This is a genomic window from Pilosibacter rotomagensis (assembly GCF_045062245.2).
Classification (GTDB): Bacteria; Bacillota; Clostridia; order Lachnospirales; family Lachnospiraceae; genus Pilosibacter.
In genome coordinates, this window is record NZ_CM170323.1 from 2,017,621 (window position 1) to 2,035,300 (window position 17,680).

Below are 17,680 nucleotides of genomic sequence, written 5' to 3' on the forward strand. Positions count from 1 at the left end.
AGTCAATCCGCATCATTATACGTTATTTTCCTGTTTTCCGCAAGGGATTATTCTCGGTTTACCCCTCAAACATCTCCGCAAATTCCTCCGCAAACTCATCTTTCAGCATAAACCGGTCGATCATGCCGTTGTTCAGGTACCATTCGAAATCGGCTCCTCCCTGTTCCGCGATCAGGATCAGGCGAATTTCCGGATTGATGCGGCGAACCACCTCACACAGTTCGATTCCGTTCATGGTCGGTAATGTGTACTCCGCGATCAGAAGATCATAGGCTGACGGATCTTTCTGGACCCGGTCGATAAGGGCCGCCGGGTGTGCGTATAGATCCACTGTCTTCCGGCTGTGAGATGCGGCCGCTTTCCAGGTCTTTGCAGATTCTTCGCCGGATACAATGGCGATCTTTTGTACATGCTTCAGCCGTTTCCGGCCGTCAGCTTCCACTTCCGGTCCGCTCTGCGGGATCTCAATGACAAATGTTGTTCCTTCACCCGCTTTGCTCTCTACACAGATCGTTCCGCCGACCGATGTCACCATATTCTGGACCACAGAAAGACCGAGTCCGGTACCCTGCCTGGATCCTTTTGTCGTGTAGAACGGCTCAAAGATCTTCTGCATGGCATCGTCCCCGATTCCACAGCCGGTATCGGATACCTGCAGACAGATCATATCGTAACCTTTTGCCTCCAGCCGGATCAGCAGTTCCTTTCTCTCCGTCTTTTCCATGGCCTGAAACGCGTTTTTGCAGAGATTCATCAGAATATGTTCCGCCATCCGTCTGCGTCCTAAAACATACAGTGGCTCCTCCGTGATCTCTGTTTTCAACGTGATCGCCGCCGGGGCAAGCTGCCGCACGATGGATACCGCATTCCCGACTTCTTCCGTAAAGTTCAGCAGTTCCAGCCGCACACCGGTATCCTGTCTGGAAAAGGCGAGCAGTTCTTTCGACAGATTCGATGCCTGATCCACCGACTTCGTGATCTCATGGATCATCTCCTGATTCTCGGAAGAAATGGATTCATCATTCTCAAGAAGCTCCGCATAGATCAGCACCGGTGTCAGATAATTGTTGAATTCATGCGCAATGTGGCTCGCCATCATTCCCAGCGACTGGATCCGCTGGTAATGCCGGATCTCGTTGTTTTTCTGGACCAGCATCTCCATTCCGTGATTGATCTCTTTTAAATACGTGATCTCCTTTTGCTGGGATTCCGCCAGAAAACGGTTTCTCAGAAAGAACACTGTGACCACCACAAGAATCAGGACATAAGGTATCATAACCCCGATCATCATCGTCATCATGCTTTCCAGTGGCCCCGAAAGTTCCTGGAGCGGAAGTGTGGAATTAATGATCCATCGTTCTCCCTGGATCGAGATCGCCTGAAATGCGACGACACGTCGGACTTTTTTTAATCCCGGATCATCCCATACATAGGTGTCGATCACACCGGTTCCGGAATCTTCTTTTTCCTGTCTGGAGATCCAGGTTTCTAGACTGCTCAGATCCAGATCCGGATATTTCTGGATGCGCCCCTCAACTGCCTCCAGACCGATCTGATTCTTCGCATGGTGCATGATGATATTCATGTTCTGATCCTTTACCGTGGAATATCCGGCCTCACCGATCTTTACCGGCGCGACGATCTTCTCGTACAGTGCTTTCAGATCCATGGCAAATGTAAGGGTACAGATTCCGGACATGGAAGAAACTTCCTTCTCAATATAAAGCTCATACCAGCCCGTCCGGTCCGAAATTTCCTTTCCGGTGATCCTGGCCTTCTGATCTTTGTTCCCGGGCGCCACGCTCATCGTCTTCTCAGCTGAAGATTCCTGAACTGCTTCCTTTCCCGATTCATACTTAAACCTTGTCCCGTCTGGCTCCGTCACTGTGATCCAGTTATAGACATCTGCATTCTTCTTTAAAAAATATGATGTCCACAGCTTGATCCCATTGGACTCTGCCCATTCTTCCGGGATCCCGCGCTGTGAATAAAACAGATCGATCTCATCCAGCTGCTGTTCCAGATAGGAATCGAGATTGTTTCCTACGATCCCGGCCATAGTCAAAAGCTGGCTCTCCTCTGTCCGGATCACCTGCTCCCGGTACCGGCTGTAAAATCTGAAGCCTGCAAGCACCACCACAAGGGATAAAGCGATCAACACCCCAACTGCCATCAGCTTCAGTTTCCATCGATTTAAGAATTCTTCTGTCTTCTTCATTTTTTATCCCTACACATTCAGCATATATCCGATTCCACGCACCGTCTTCAGATACCGGGGCTGCTTTGGGTCATCCTCGATCTTGTTCCGGATCCGTTTCACATAGACGGTGATGGTATTGTCATCCACCACTGCCTCATTCCACACCTGAGTATAAAGCTGTTCCTTCGTAAACACCTGTCCCGGATGCTCCATCAGGAACCGGAACAGGGTCATCTCTCTGGCAGTAAAATTTAACGGCTCACCGTTTTTCAGGCACTCCATCTTTAAGGTATCTACCGTAAACGGGCCCTTGCGGATCCCGGCGTCTCCGGATGCCCCCTGGCTGTAGATCTGACTTCTGCGGATCAGTGCCTTTGCTGTCTGGATCAGGATCGCAGTATGAAACGGCTTTGTCAGATAACTGTCCGCGCCAAAGCCCAGCCCCAGCACCTGATCCATCTCATCGGATTTTCCCGACAGCATCATGACCGGCGTGTGGTCTCCCGCGGCGCGCATTGCCTGCAGCACATCATAACCACCCACATGTTCCATCATTACGTCCAGAATCACCAGGTGGAACTGTTGTTTCTTTAAAAGTTCCAGAGCCTCGCTTCCATCGGCTGCCTCCGTCACCTGCATTCCTTCACGAGTCAGGGCGGTCCGCACAGCCAACCGGATCGCCCGCTCATCGTCCACCAGTAGGATCTTTTCTGTATTCATAAACTTTCTCCTGCGTCATTTTTCTTTCATTATAGCAAAAAATCCCGTTCTGCGGTACAAGATCCGTACTGCAGAACAGGGTTTTCATTCGTTATGTATCATTTAGATGGCAACAATGCCAAGAATCACACCGAATACCAGCATGATAAGGCTGATAATGTAGTACGGCGGAATGCTGAATTTCATATGATCTTTCAGCTCTGTTCCGGTCAGACCGATCGCAAGGTAAGTTGCCGGTACTAACGGGCTTACCATTAACGCAAGGTTCTTACCGATCAGCATGGTCAGAGCAGTATTCAGGGAAGCCACGCCATAGGTCTCGCCTACCTGCATAACTAACGGCATGATGCCATAGAAGTATGCGTCTGTTCCAACACAGAGACCAAGCGGAAGCGCAAGAATACCAAAGATGATGTGAATGTACTTTCCGAGAGCTGCCGGAATGATCGCCATGATCGCATTTGCCATTGCTTCCAGCATACCGGTTCCGTCGAAGACACCTACCATAGCACCTGCGGCAAACAGTGTTGCGGAAATGATCAGGGCTGCCGGAGCATGCTTCTTGATCAACTTGTCCTGAGTCTTCTGGTTCGGGTAGTTGACAGCCAGAAGGATGCAGAGACCAAGCATGAAGATTACATAGGATTTACCGATACCTGTGGATAACAGGGCAATCACACCTACTGTAAGTAAGAAGTTGAAGATCAGGTAAGCGTTGGATTTTCTTAAATCAGCCGCCTCTTTCTTCGCTTTCTCATCAGACTCCACCTCTACGCCCTTTCCAGCGCCGGCACCATGCCTGATCGCAAACATGCCGAGAAGTACAGCAAGAACGATGTTCATCATCAGGCCGACAACCTGAAGCGGGATCAGCATGTGCCATAACTCAGTGGCATCCATAGCGAGTACCGTAGCCGCTCTCGCTGTCGGACCGCCCCACGGAAGCAGGTTCATAACGCCCATGCAGGCACCTGTCAGGCAGAGAAGGATACGGGAGTCAATGTTCATCTTCTTATATACCGGGTACATCGCCGGGATCGTAATGAGAACGGTGACAGCCGTAGTACCGTCCAGATGAGCGATCGTTGCGATCAGCGCTGTAACTACAGTGACCGCGATCACATTATTTCCGGCTTTTTTTACCAGCCATCCTACGATAACATCAAAGAGTCCGGTGTCTGCCAGAACACCAAAATAAATTACTGAAAAGATAAATAAGATACCATTGCTTGTGGTGGTTTTAATTCCATCCGCAATGAAGTCCATGACCTCTACCGGGGAGAAGCCAAGGATCAGGGCTGCAATGACCGGAATCACCGCAAGTACCACGATCGGAGACATTTTGCCCTTTAAGAGCAGTGCTACGATCGCAATGATCATCAGAAAACCAATAGCTGCTGTCATAATCATCTTCCTTTCTGGATATTTGTTAAATTCCTTACAGATTCATATTTTACAGACAGCAGTTTAATTGTTCATGACTGGAAAATGACAATTTTGTCATATTTTTGCGGTTTCTTCCTGTTTCCGCTTCCGAAACTCCTCTTTGATCTGTTCCAAAAGCTCTGGTCTTTCAATCATGTCGATGCATGTTCCCGCAAGGATCTCCGAACCGGACCGGATCGCTTCATGAGCCCGCTCCGTCTTTCCCGCATCGAGATATTCCTGCGAATGCGCCGCGGTACCCTCCGGTACAAACGCTGTGCGGATGCAGCATCCGGGCACATCATACATAACATTTCCAAAGTCCGTGGAGCCCGTCTTTTCACGCGGTCCGGCGAGCTGTGGTGCCTCAAATTTTCTGGCGTTTTCCATGATCAGGTCATTCAGGGTCAGACACGGGATCTTTGCCTGAAATGGGTAGCTTCTCTCCGTCTCACAGGTCGTTCCCGTCATCAGGCATGCGCCCTTTATGATGTCCTGAAATCTCGGAACGATAACCTTCTCTAAGTAATCCGTACTATAAGACCGAAGTGTATACTCTGCCTTAGCTGTTCCCGGAACGATGTTCGATGGACCGCCGGCATCGAGGACCGTGTAATGCATTCTGGAATCCTCAAGGACATGTTCCCTCATAAACTCGATCCCCTGAAAGGAAAGAAGCGCGGCATCAAAGGCACTCTTCCCTTTGTGCGGGCTCATGGCGGCATGGGCCTCTACCCCATGGAAGGTAACGTAAAAGCACTCAAGGGCCATACAGCGGACATCGACACAGGTATTGGGGGCTGCATGCATCATGAGCGCAAGATCGATATCCTGAAAGCACCCTTTCTCCTTCATAATGATCTTTCCGCCGACTGTCTCCTCCGCCGGTGTCCCGTAGATCACGATCTTATAGGGCTGATCCTTACAGAGATCCCGAAGTGCCAGGGCAGCTCCGATCACAGACGGTCCCTGCATGTGATGACCGCAGGCGTGACCGATCCCTTTCAGCGCGTCGTACTCTGCCAGGAATCCAAAGGAAGGTCCTCCTTTTCCCTGTTCATAGACAGCACGGAAGGCGGTCGGAAGACCTGCGATCCCACGCTCGATCTGAAATCCCTTTTTCTCCAGATAATCTGTAAGGATCGCACTGGAGCGGACTTCCTCAAGCCCCGGCTCAGCCAGATCATAAATCCTGTCTGCCATTTGGGTAAGCTCTGCCATGTAAGGCGCAACGGCCTGCTTTATTGTTTCTTTCTTCATATCTCCATTCTCCTGTCACAATTTCGTGAAGATCCAAAGCGATCCGATCCATTCCTGAATTCCAAATCGATCTCTTTCAGCAGTTTTCTAAGCTCCGTCACCATCCGGTTTCTCTGTCTCACGAATGTTGTCTGATAGAACAGGCTCCAATCCGCGGGACTGTTTTCAGGGAGCGCCTTCGCGGAAGCTTTAAGAAGCTGCAGCGGACCATATGCAAAAGAAGTATCCTGTTCATACGCGGAGCCTGTGGAGTGCATAAGACGGCTGAAAACTCCTCCGACGAGACGGCAAAGGCGGTTATGTTCTTCGATCTTCTCCGTTCCCCATATATGTTCAAGCGTTTCACAACGATCCAGAACCTCTTTTAGAAGTGTTTCGATCTCATCCGCCGCCTGTTCATGCTCCTCTGAATTTTTTAACGTCTCAAAGTATGGGAGCCAGGTTTTTGCATAGCCGCGATAATCGGCAGGAAGCTTCTCCTTCGAGAGGAGTTCATACAGCAGAACGCCCACGACTCTCCCATCCCGCAAAAGCCCGTCAAGATCGATCTTGTCAAAGGTATCGTCGATCGTATGCCACCAGTACATGCCGGGACCCGGAGCATCCGAGTGTTTTCGTTCTTTTTTCGCCTCATAACGGGGATTGATGTGGTATGGGATCTCTGCGCCCCAGAGCGACTGGTCCGCTCCCCGACCGATACGCCCAAACATCATTTCCGCCGCCGGATCTACCTTCCGCACCTGCTCTTTCAGCCATTCCTCGCCCTCAAGCCCCGCTGTCCGGATCGCAAGCGTATGGTCTGCTCCTTTTGATCCCAGAAGATCAAGATTCAGGTGAGCGATGCAGTGCTCCTCAAGCTCATCCCAGTGGTGATCACAATACCAGGTGGATCCCATATAGCGCCCATTGGAATGTCCCGGCCACCAGGCGATCCGCAGGGAATAGAACATCTCATCCTGATGTTCTTTCATATAACGAGCAAGCTCCAGAGCCAGCGCATTTGCCGTACAGTTGTCAAAAGCGCCACGATACCAGGTATCATAGTGACCGGAGAGCAGGACAAAATCCCTGCTCTTTCCCGGGATCTCGGCGATCGGCAGCGCGACGTTTTTTACGCATGTGTCCACCTCGCTGGAAAGCTGCGCAAAAAGCTGTTTTCCTTCTGCCTCATATGTTTTCAGCTTCCGGATCAATTTCTCCCCGCAGGGCTTTGAGACGGCGACCACCGGCATCCGTAACTGGAACAGAGATGAGTCCATATCCGGAGTTCCCCAGACAGGACTTACCGTGTCCTCATGGACCGCGTCCTCGTCGGAGGTCCAGATCTGGATCCACCCGGCCGCTCCATGCTGCTCCAGCAATTTTGCGTAACGCTCATCAAATCCGTACCCGAGGACAAGCTTTCCGGCAACCGTTTCCATAAACTGTTTCTGTTCTGAAAGGGAGACTTCCGTTTTTGTTCCGGGATCGTAAATCAGTGGGATCTCGATCCTCCCTTTTGTGCTCTCCGAGAAAGACCTTGGACGGCATGGGAACTCCTCACCATCTGCGATAAGGACACTGCTCACCGGATTGCTCAGATAAGCCGGAAAATCCTCCTCATGGCAGGAGATCCCGGATTTCTCCAATACCTCAAGAATATACTCGACCGCGCGATACGCCTCGGGTTCACCGGAAAGCTTGTCGAACGAACAAAGGTACTCCAGATGTTCTCTTAAACGCTCCTTCACTTCAAAATCCTGCATCTTCTCTTTTCCTCCGTCTTAATAGCCGATCATGAGTGCCCCAAGCATGAACAGACATCCGAAGAATGTCCAGATTAAGAATAACGGCATCATGAATTTTAACCATTTTACATACGGGATCTTCGAAACGACGAGATACCCCATCAGCGCAGAGGATGTCGGAAGAACAGAGTTTGAAAATCCGTCTCCGAGCTGGAACGCAAGGACGGCTGTCTGCCTCGTGATACCGATCAGATCCGCAACCGGTACCATAAGCGGCATGGTAACCGCGGCCTGTCCGGTACCGGAGGTGATCACACAGTTGACAAGTGACTGTGCAAGGAACATTCCGATGGCTTTTAAGGACTGCGGAAGAATGTTTACGATACTTGCGATCGCATGGACGATGGTGTCAAGGATCATCGCGTCAGATAATGCAAGCTCAACACCGCGGGCAATACCGACGATCAGAGCTCCCACAACGATTCCCTTCGCTCCGTTTCCGAACGTAGCGGCGATCTTGTTTGGGCTATAGCGGTTCACGATACCGCAGAGCACACCCATCGCGATAAAGATCGCAGACATCTCCTCAAAATACCATCCGAGCTTACTGAGTCCATAGATCAGGACCGCAAAGCCGGCTACGATCACTGCCAGAGTCAGACCATGGGTCAGGTTCAGCGCTTCTTCTGTATCATCGAAAGTAAATTCCTGATCCTCAGGCTCTCCGTAAATGATACTCTTTGTCGGGTCCGCTTTCACGCGCTTTGCGTACCAGGTAATGTAGACCGTATCGATCACCAGAAGAACTCCGAGAATAAAAATGCGGTATCCCATACCGGAAAACATCGGGATCTCCGCAATATCCTGAGCAACACCGACATTGAAGGGATTCAGGATTCCGGCTGTAAATCCGGATGCGGCGCCCATAGCGATCATTGCGGTACCTGTCACTTTGTCAAGTCCCAGAGATGCCGCAAGGGCAATTCCGATCGGCACAAAGATCATGACCTCGGCAGACATTCCCATCGTTGTTCCAAAAACAGAAAATAACAGCAGAAATGCAGGGATCACAAAATACTCGCGGCCGCGGAAGGCTTTCGCCATCTTCTTGCAGAGAACTGTGAGGATCCCTGTGGATGTGATGATCTCAAAGGAGCCGCCGATAATAAGGATAAACGTAACTGTGCTTGCCGCCTTTACGATCGCCCTGTAGATCAGTGCCGGAACGGTTAAAAAGCTTACCGGGTGAGATTCGACATAATGGAAGCTCCCCGCTTCCACGAGGGTTCTGTTTGTCGCCTCATCCGTATACCGGGTATACTCTCCGGCAGGCACAACATAAGTGGCTGCGACTGCCAGAAGGATCAGCACTACAAGGATCACAAATGTGTGCGGTGCCTGAAAAGGCTTTTTTTCTTTTAATGGTTTCATACTTCCAATCCTTCCTTGATTTGTTTTCTTTCTTAGACTATAATCAAGATATAAAATTAAAGCAAGTTTAATATTTTTATTGTTTTATTTAATATTGTTTATTTTTATGCGAAATTGCAAATATTTATTCAGGGAAAGGACCAGCGAAACGCCATGGATATGCGGGAACAGCTCTATATGCTTGAAATTGAAAAACACAGGGGAATTAAGGATGCGGCTCAGGCCCTGCATATCTCTCCGCCTGCCCTCAGCATATTTTTAGGAAATCTTGAAGAACGCACCGGGACAAGATTTTTCGACCGGATCGGGAAACAGTTTGTCCCAACCGAGGCCGGAAAGATCTATTTGGAACATGCAAAAGAAATGATAAAAATAGAAGCCCATTATGAAAATGAGCTTCAAAAATACATGGGTGGCTCTTCGGGAACGATCCGTTTCGGAATCCATCCCAGAAGAACACTTTATCTTCTTGCGAAGGCGCTGCCTGTTTTTTCCGCCCGCTATCCGGACGTGAAGCTGGTCCCATACGAGGAATCTACTGAGCAGATGATCCGGCATCTGCTTGCCGGAGAGCTTGATTTTGCCATCGTAAACGAATCCTCCAGCCATCCGCTGCTGGAATACCGTCCTCTCTATGAGGACTATATGGTCGCTGTTGTCTCCGCCGACCACCCGTTATGCGTTGGCACAACAAAGAAAAGCCGGAAAGATCCATGTCCGAGGATCGATCTCAAACAATTTAACGGGGAACGTTTTATCCTGCAAAAGCCGGATCAGTCCTCCAGGCACTACACAGACCTTGCCATCGCTTATGATCACGCCGAACCGGGACAGGTCTTTCTCCTCGAAAATCTTGAATCTGCCTGTCAGCTCGCCGCGGAGGGCTATGGGATCGCATTCAACTTCTACCAGTACATGAAAAATTTCCACTATCCCAAGCCTGTCCGCTGCTTCCGGATCGGTAATCCGGATGACACCACCAGCTACTCCATCGTTACGCTGAAAGGGAAACAGACCCTTCCGGCGATGAAGGAGCTGATCCGGCTGCTGCGGGAGTCCGCGTGAGGGCTATTGATTGTTCATAAGCATAAAAGAGTGGATAGTGCCCCGTTCTACTACGGCAGGCAAAATGCCCAACACATAGCGGCTGCATCTATCCACTCATATTCTAAGTATATACAAAATAGCGGAAAATTGCATGGGGGTATGGATTTTTTGATTCACGTGAAAATTTCAAAAGTAAATTCCCCCGGGGCATGCGGAATTTAGTCTTACACACCAGATATTCGCACATTCGTGTCTTTTTGTGTACCAGGGAATTTTTCGGCATTTCCCGTTACACAAAACAGGCAGCCGACCCATCCCTGAATCAACTGCCTATTCCCATTCATCAAATATACAATTTTTAAATTTTCTTCTTCTCTTCCTTCTCCAAAATCTTCGCCTCTTCCAGCATCTCTTCTGCCTCTTCCTCTGTCTCCTCCGGAGTCTCATCTTCTACCGGAAGTTCACCGATGCTGATAAAGATCCGGGCGACAGCAAGGGGAATAAAACCTACACAGGCGCCGAGGGCGTTGCCGAAGGCAGCTACACCAGTGACACCGAGGAGAGCGCCGAGGAAGAACATAAGTACCGTGTTGCTGTAGAGCACCGCTTTTCTCTTAAATTCTTTATCTTTCGTCAACGCATACTGCGTCCAGCCGAGGACGGATTGTTTGAAGTTGTTTGTGATGAAGACCGTCGCGCTGTTGAAACCATCTGCGCCGGAATATACACCCCACTGGAATGCCGAGCAAAAGAAGATCGGGTAAACACCCGCAATCGGCGAGAACCAATCCGGCAGCAGGGCCGTAAGTCCGAGACCGGCCGCATCCACCCAGATCGCCAGCTTCCGCATATGTAAGTTTGTATAGTTTGTCAGCATATAGGAGGCGATCACACCGCAGGCGAAGATCACCATCGCCAGCAGACGGAGTCCCACTTCCTCCCATTCCATAAATCGGACGTTCGAAGCCATCTCCATCAGGTTTCCCGTCTGTGCGGAGCCGAAGACTCCGGCATGGGAAAGGATTGCATAACCGCCGAGGAAACCGCCCACAAAAGAAATATTCCAATGCAGGATCGCGTCCAGACGTCTTTGAATCATTTTTATCATAATCTGTACCGCCTTTCTGCGCATGATTATATCATGAATGCTCTGCTCCTTCAATATAAAGACATGTTCTAAATTACATCCATACATCCAAAAAGAAAAGCGGGAAGCGACATCCAGCGCCTCCCGCATTTTCTAAACAGTCATATCCTGATCCAGATTTTATGCCTGCTTCTCAACCTTCGTAAACTTTTCTGCGATCTTAAGAAGCAGCTCCACTGTCTTCTCCATGGACTGAATGCAGATGAACTCATACTTTCCATGATAGTTATGTCCGCCGGTACAGAGGTTCGGACATGGAAGTCCCATGTAGGAAAGTCTCGATCCATCCGTGCCTCCGCGGACCGGATTGATCGCTGGAGTCTCGATGCCAAGCTCCTTAAATGCCTCAGCAGCCACATCCATCAGGTACATATGCGGACGGATCTTCTCAGCCATATTGTAGTAGGTATCTGCGATCTCCACCTCGACTGTTCCCTCACCGTACTTCGCGTTCAGGAACTCGCCGATCTTATTGCCGAGTGCTTTTCTCTCCTCAAACCGCGTCATATCATGGTCACGGACGATATAGTGGAGAGTCGTATTCTCCACATTTCCGCCGATGTTGTTCAGATGGAAGAATCCCTCATATTTTTCCGTATACTGCGGCTTCTCGTTCTCCGGCAGCATCGACTGGAATTCCAGACCGATCAGGATTGAGTTTTTCATCTTGTTCTTCGCGCTGCCCGGATGAATGTTACTTCCATGGATCGTGACTTTCATGGATGCCGCGTTGAAGGTCTCATATTCCATCTCGCCCCAGGCGCCGCCGTCAACGGTATAAGCCACATCTGCGCCCCAGCCGGGAACATCAAAGAAGTCAACACCGTGTCCGACTTCCTCGTCCGGTGTGAAAGCGATCTTGATGGTTCCGTGCGGGATCTCCGGGTGTGTCAGAAGTGTCTCCGCCATGGTCATGATCTCGGCAATTCCCGCCTTATCATCTGCACCTAACAGTGTAGTTCCATCGGTAGTGATCAGATCCTGCCCCACATAGTTTTTTAGGAATGGGAACATCTTTGTTGTCATCTTTACACCGAGTGCCTTATTTAAAGTGATATCCTTTCCGTCGTAGTGCTTGACGAGCTGTGGGCGGACATTCTCATCCGGACAATCCGGTGAAGTGTCCATATGCGCGAGGAAGCCGACGGTCTGGCAGTTATAATCCCCGTTTGCCGGAATCGTTCCGTACACGTAACCGTGCTCACTCATGGAGACGTCCTTCACCCCGATATTCTTTAACTGTTCGGACAGAAGCTTCGCCAGAGCGAACTGTTTTTCCGTACTCGGAACTGTTCCCGCATCCTCTGCGGACTGCGTATCGAATGCTACATACTTGAGGAAATAATCAACTACTTTTGACATAACCCTTCTCCTTTACCGTATCATTATTTATCAGACATCCACGATCTTTTTTACTGACCGCGGTTATGTCCCGCAGCAGCCTGCTTCGTCCGGATCGTTCCGGGTCCACAGCATCACTGCTTCACAGGATTTTTCCGCTGTTGCGGTTTTATCCTGGCCGTTCCTTAATAGTTTCCCCTGAGGATCTTCGCAAGCTCTGAATTTTCATCCAGAATGATCGTCTTATTATCTCCCTTGAGACTCGCCTTTAACGCGTCCAGACTGCGGATATAATTATAGTAATCGGCCTTTCCCTCGTCATTGTACGCGCCGGAAAGGATCCTCATATACTCTGCCTCGCCTTCCGCCCGGATCTTCTCCGCCTGGGCCTGCGCCTCGGAAATGATGATGGAGACTTCCTTATCTGTGCTGTTCTTGATGACATTGGACTGGTACTCACCGTCTGCGATATATCCGGCAGCGATATTCTGCCGTTCAGAGATCATACGCTGGTAAACAGCCTCCTTGTTGGAATCCGGAAGGTCTAAGAGCTTCGTCTCCACCTTTTTTACCTTGATTCCGTAGCTGTCCAGAGAAGAACCGATCTTTTCCGTGATCATCTCTGCCAGCTTTCCGTCACGGCCGGAGATCACATCTGCCTGATCCGTGGAGGAAATGACATTTTTTACAGCATTGTATACAACAACGGAAATTCGGCTTTCCGCATTTGCTTTGTTTGCTCCGAGTCTGGAAAGGTATGCCAGCGGATCTGTGACACTCCACAATGCGAAGGAATCCGTTACCATCACCTTTTTATCCCTCGTATTAACCTCACTCGGAATAAGGTCATAGATCATCTCATAATTAGGAATCGACTGTGTTGTCTGAAGAAACGGGATCTTAAAGCTGAGACCCGGTGTCTCCACCACCCGGACCACTTTCCCAAACTGGAGAATGAGCTTATACTCATCATTGTATGTGCTCACCATACTGCCCTGAAGCAGAACAACGATCAGAAGGAGAACAACGATCCCTATGATTCTTTTTCCTGTCTTTTTCATTTAGTTCCCTCCTCCCGTCTGTGCTGCGCTGCCGGAAGCTGTCTCTGAAAATGGTTCTAACGGCAGCAGCGTCTGTGTGCCGTTTCCACCGGTGATGATGACCTTGAGATCCGGAAGAACTTCCTCCATCGTCTCATAGAACATACGCTTTTTCGTGATCAGCGGGTACTTCACATACTCCGCGTATGTGTCCTCGAAACGCGCCACCTGTCCATTTGCCTCGTTGATCCGCTGTTCCTTATATGCCTCGGCATCCTGCAAAAGCTTATCGGCCTTTGCCTTCGCCTCCGGAATGTTCTCAGACTGATATTTCTTTGCGGAGTTGATCGCCGTCTCCATGCCCTGTTTCGCATCCTCAACCGCCTTGAACGCATTCGCCACATCATCTCTCGGCATTTCCGTATCCTGAATCGACACGTTGTAGATTCCATATCCGATATTTTCCTCGACGAGACGGTTTGTGAGCTGCTCTTTGATCCGCTCCTGAATCTGGGTCTTTCCGGTGGTGATCACATCATCGACATTATAAACGCCGACGGTATCGCGGATATAGCTCTGAGCCAGGTTCTTGATGATAGACTCGTACACACTTCTGTGGCGCACCGCCTGAACCGGATCTGTGACCATGTATTCCACATAGAAATCCACGTTTGTCAGATTGAAATCCTTTGTGATCATCAGGCTTTCGTTCTCGATGGATACCGGATTGTCTATGGAGGCGCCGTCCGCCCGGGCCGGGTCCGTCGTGTAGCCGATCTGCATACCCGTGATGGCCTTGGAAACCTTAGTCACGCGCTGGATCACCGGAATTTTAAAGTGAAGACCTGATGCCTCCTCCACTGCCGGTTTTCCGAACGTGGTGACCACCGCCATCTCCTCCTCGGAAAGAGTATAGAAGCTGTCAAAGGAAAGCACTGCCGCCGCGAGGACGATCACAACCGCAGTCACCGCAAGACCTGTGTGCTTCGGGACCCGGATTCCCGGCCCCTTCTTCTTCTCCTTCTTCCCGGAACCTTCCTCCGGCTGTTCGTACACCACGCGCTCTGCCTTATTTTCTTTCCGTTTCTTTGCCCCCGCAAAGAGTTCGTCCAGTGTCCCGTTCTGTTTTAACGCCCGGAACACGAACGCCGCGATCACAACGAGCCATATGACCATCTCAATCATTCGCCGTCTCCTCCTTTTTCTTCCTTCCGGTCAAGATCCTGCTGGATCCCTTCCAGGTAATGGACATACATGTCCCGGTGGCTCCGGATCCTGTACGCCTCCGGCACCACCTCATCATAGGTAAAGCTTTTTCTTCCGCCCTCTTCCATCCGTTCCCAGAAACGGTTCACCACATCAAACGGAACATAATAGATCTCGTTCTCCGCTGTAAAGGAGAGGATAATGAAGGCAACTCCGCCCTGGGCTTCAAATTCCTTCATGAACGCGATCTGGTGCGGGTGGATGTTCTGAAGTGGGAACGTCCGCACCGCGCATTCCTTCGCGTCAAAGCAGACCGGAATCCCCTGAACCGCGCCGATATAGTCGACCGTACTTTTCATATCGAAGTACGCCAGCGTGATATGGCGGCTCTTTTTATCGATCTCGATGGGCGTGATCGGGGTCGGGATCTTCTGGATCAGTGCCAGCTTCTTTTCCCTGTAGCTGTCATTGGTCCGGTTGATCAGATCTTCCAACGTGGAACCACGAAGGCCCCTGGTTTTCCATGTTCCCATAGCTGTTCCTTATCATCAATGTAAATATTTTCGAGTGGTTTACATAAGTATTTTATATCAATCAATCGCTTGTCATATCTCTGTCCGGAGTTGCCAGTTTTTATGGCAGCCTGATCCCGGTCTCTTTCAGCACCGAAGCAAAATATCCCGGCATCGGCGCCTCAAACACCCTCCCGGAAAGATAGGCAAACGGTTCCGCAAGCTTCGGAAACTCCAGACGGTAAGAATGTAAAAGCTGATACTTCACGGTTCGCCCGGAGGGGGTCACCTTCGAAACTCCGCCGTACTTGGAATCCCCTACGATCGGATGCCCAAGAGACGCTAAATGGGCGCGGATCTGATGGGAACGTCCGGTCAGAAGTGTCACTCTGAGCAGCGTAAACCTTCCGTCCGTTGCGATCGGCTCATATTTTGTCCGGATCCGTTTCGGCTCCTCGTCTCCGCCTCTTCCTCCAAAGCGCTTTGCCTCCGCCTCCGTGAGGATCTGCACCTGATTCCTCTTCTCATCCTTTAAAAGCCAGCCGTCCACCGTCTTCACATCCCGGATCTCACCGGATACGAGACACTGATAATACTTGTGGATCGAGCGGTCTTTAAACACACCGGAAAGCATCTGAAGACCCGCCAAAGATTTTCCTGCTGCCACGATACCGCTGGTATTCCGGTCCAGACGGTTGCAGACCGACGGGCGGAACGCGCGCAACCCGCTCTCCGTGAGCTTGCCGCTCCCCAAAAGATAATCGATCAGATACTCCACCAGAGATTCATCTGTCTCCTTAGCCTTCTGCGACAGCATACCCGCCGGTTTGTTGACCAGAATGATCTCATCATCCTCATAGAGAATATCGAGATCTACTTTCTTTACCTCCTGCACCTGAACACTGGAAAATTTTTCGATGGTGTCCTCCGCAAGAAACAGCTTCACGACATCGCCTTCGGCGAGTTTTTCATTTCCCTCACACTTTTTCCCGTTCAGCGTGATGTTCTTCTTGCGCATCATCTTATAGAAAAAGCTCTTCGACGCCTCATTCATGTACTTCGCGAGAAATTTATCCAGTCGCTGTCCCGCCTCGTTCTTTTCAATCACGATCTCTCTCATCTTTTATTCCCCTACATGGAAAGACTCTTTAATAATTTTAAAACATGCGGAGCGCTTCCGTCATCCTCTTCCTCTGTGACGGTCTTAAGCTCAGAAAGCCTCCGTAGGAACTTTTTCTCCTCGTTCATGACCTTCGCATTTCCGTCCAGCTTCCAGCCGACTAACATCTCGTTTAAAAATTTCTCCGCTTTCTTCCGGTCCACTTTCGGGTTCGTGCAGTAGAGATACACTCCGGTCGGATGAACGACCGCCGCATCGACCGGCATGATCAGATCGTTGGAGGTGATGACCAGATCATATAAGATCGGGAATTTGTCCTCGTACGGGAGACACGCCTTGTGGAGCTCCTCTGGGACCTCCGGGATCCTCGATGCGACGACAAGCGGTGATGCCAGGTTCGCCATTGGGAGTACCGTGAGGATCGCACTGATCGTGACGAGATTCTTATAGATCTGCTCCGTGACAAAATTTCTTAAGATAAGCTGTGCCACGATCGCCAGGATGAATAGGACAACGAAGAAAAGCTGACGCTTTTTGTAGGCAGTCCTGTATCCATAGGTTCCTTTTTCCAGTCGTAATTTCAAATCTTTTTCCTCTTTTCCGGGAACTGCTCAGATGTCCGCAGTCCCTTTTTCTATTGCTGTATGTGATGCGTAAGACCAGCCCGCATGCGGTGTGCGGTCCGGCAGTTACCAGTTGATAAACCCCATTAAGATCTCGTGGGGAACGATCCGGCAGAGAACGTAAAACGCCTTCATCCAAGGTCCGTACACTGAGATCCGTTTGCCTTTCATGCTGTCCATGAGTGCCTTTTTTACTACCTTTTTCGGCTCCGCCATCGTGAGCTTCTTGATCGGAGCGAGTTTTTCCCCGTCCAGGGCGATCCCGAAGAATTCCGTCTCCACCGGCCCCGGACATACTGCCGTCACATAGATATTTTTCTTCTTCAGCTCCACGGCCAGCGCCCGGCTGTAGCTTAACACAAAGGATTTTGATGCCGCGTAGACAGCAAAGCCCGGCTGGGGCATAAACGCCGCCGCGGAGGCAAACTGGATGATCCTGCTGTTCTTTGAGATATACGGAAGCACCATCTCCGTCACGGCAACCAGCGCCTCATCGTTTAAGCGCACCATGCCGACCGAGAGGTCCCGCCGGATCGTTCCGACCGCCCCGGTCTTTCCGTATCCTGCGCCGTTTACCAGGATCTTGACGTTCGGCTGCTCTCTCTTTAAAAGGACGGAGAGTGCGCCGAGGTCCTCCTCACTCGTGAGATCAAGCGGCAGGATCCGAAGACGGACCGGAACCTTTCCGACAAGCTCCTCGAGTCTCTCTTTTCTCCTCGCGACTACCCAGATCTCCTCCAGCGCTGCGAAATGATCCGCGAGAAGATACACCATCTCCCGTCCCATTCCCGATGACGCGCCGGTCACGATCGCAATTTTCTTTCCGCTCATGTGATCTGCCTTTCTGAATGAAATGTTGACCGGTATCTGTTCTGATATGA

The 17,680-nt window shown here is 50.4% G+C and carries 15 protein-coding genes; 1 reads left to right on the forward strand and 14 read right to left on the reverse strand.

The window, feature by feature from the left end:
- Positions 1–58: 58 nt before the first annotated feature.
- From ACI3EW_RS08985 to ACI3EW_RS09010, 6 genes are all read right to left on the reverse strand, one after another.
- A complete protein-coding gene (locus ACI3EW_RS08985; protein WP_405581299.1) occupies positions 59–2,218 on the reverse strand; it encodes an ATP-binding protein in 2,160 nt (719 codons plus the stop codon).
- Between the two features lie 9 nt (positions 2,219–2,227).
- Positions 2,228–2,920 (reverse strand): response regulator transcription factor, encoded by a 693-nt coding sequence (locus tag ACI3EW_RS08990; protein ID WP_117483142.1) that lies wholly within the window; start codon positions 2,918–2,920, stop codon positions 2,228–2,230.
- A gap of 102 nt (positions 2,921–3,022) precedes the next feature.
- Positions 3,023–4,324 carry a CitMHS family transporter gene (locus ACI3EW_RS08995; RefSeq protein WP_405581301.1) on the reverse strand — a complete coding sequence of 434 codons (1,302 nt, stop codon included), beginning with the start codon at positions 4,322–4,324 and terminating at the stop codon, positions 3,023–3,025.
- 96 nt (positions 4,325–4,420) lie between these two features.
- Positions 4,421–5,605 carry a M20 family metallopeptidase gene (locus ACI3EW_RS09000; protein ID WP_021905021.1) on the reverse strand — a complete coding sequence of 395 codons (1,185 nt, stop codon included), beginning with the start codon at positions 5,603–5,605 and terminating at the stop codon, positions 4,421–4,423.
- Entirely contained in the window at positions 5,602–7,350 is a 1,749-nt protein-coding gene (locus ACI3EW_RS09005) for a M28 family peptidase (protein WP_405581305.1), read from the reverse strand. The genes ACI3EW_RS09000 and ACI3EW_RS09005 overlap by 4 nt, the downstream gene beginning before the upstream one ends.
- 18 nt (positions 7,351–7,368) lie before the next feature.
- Positions 7,369–8,763, reverse strand: a complete 1,395-nt coding sequence (locus tag ACI3EW_RS09010) for a YfcC family protein (protein WP_015554462.1) — start codon at positions 8,761–8,763, stop codon at positions 7,369–7,371.
- Between the two features lie 177 nt (positions 8,764–8,940).
- Here ACI3EW_RS09010 and ACI3EW_RS09015 point away from each other — a divergent pair, with 177 nt between their 5' ends.
- A complete protein-coding gene (locus ACI3EW_RS09015) occupies positions 8,941–9,828 on the forward strand; it encodes a LysR family transcriptional regulator (RefSeq protein WP_405581308.1) in 888 nt (295 codons plus the stop codon).
- Positions 9,829–10,168: 340 nt separating this feature from the next.
- On the opposite strand, the gene ACI3EW_RS09020 is transcribed toward ACI3EW_RS09015, so the two are convergent.
- From ACI3EW_RS09020 to ACI3EW_RS09055, 8 genes are all read right to left on the reverse strand, one after another.
- The gene (locus ACI3EW_RS09020) at positions 10,169–10,918 is read right to left on the reverse strand and encodes a YoaK family protein (protein ID WP_215703024.1); all 750 of its coding nucleotides are present in this window, start codon (positions 10,916–10,918) and stop codon (positions 10,169–10,171) included.
- Positions 10,919–11,077: 159 nt separating this feature from the next.
- Entirely contained in the window at positions 11,078–12,319 is a 1,242-nt protein-coding gene (gene pepT / locus ACI3EW_RS09025; protein WP_329751378.1) for a peptidase T, read from the reverse strand.
- Between the two features lie 164 nt (positions 12,320–12,483).
- On the reverse strand, positions 12,484–13,359 hold the full coding sequence (gene hflC / locus ACI3EW_RS09030) for a protease modulator HflC (RefSeq protein WP_015554456.1): 876 nt from the start codon (positions 13,357–13,359) through the stop codon (positions 12,484–12,486).
- The gene (hflK, locus tag ACI3EW_RS09035; RefSeq protein ID WP_405581313.1) at positions 13,360–14,523 is read right to left on the reverse strand and encodes an FtsH protease activity modulator HflK; all 1,164 of its coding nucleotides are present in this window, start codon (positions 14,521–14,523) and stop codon (positions 13,360–13,362) included.
- Complete coding sequence (locus ACI3EW_RS09040; protein ID WP_118728514.1) at positions 14,520–15,077, reverse strand: Holliday junction resolvase RecU; 558 nt, start codon at positions 15,075–15,077, stop codon at positions 14,520–14,522. Before ACI3EW_RS09040 ends, hflK begins: the two co-directional genes overlap by 4 nt.
- Before the next feature lie 100 nt (positions 15,078–15,177).
- Entirely contained in the window at positions 15,178–16,176 is a 999-nt protein-coding gene (locus ACI3EW_RS09045; RefSeq protein WP_405581316.1) for an RluA family pseudouridine synthase, read from the reverse strand.
- Between the two features lie 11 nt (positions 16,177–16,187).
- The gene (locus tag ACI3EW_RS09050) at positions 16,188–16,760 is read right to left on the reverse strand and encodes an O-linked GlcNAc transferase-like protein (protein ID WP_243022229.1); all 573 of its coding nucleotides are present in this window, start codon (positions 16,758–16,760) and stop codon (positions 16,188–16,190) included.
- A 105-nt stretch (positions 16,761–16,865) separates the two neighbouring features.
- A complete protein-coding gene (locus ACI3EW_RS09055; RefSeq protein ID WP_118529813.1) occupies positions 16,866–17,630 on the reverse strand; it encodes an SDR family NAD(P)-dependent oxidoreductase in 765 nt (254 codons plus the stop codon).
- Between the last annotated feature and the right edge of the window lie 50 nt (positions 17,631–17,680).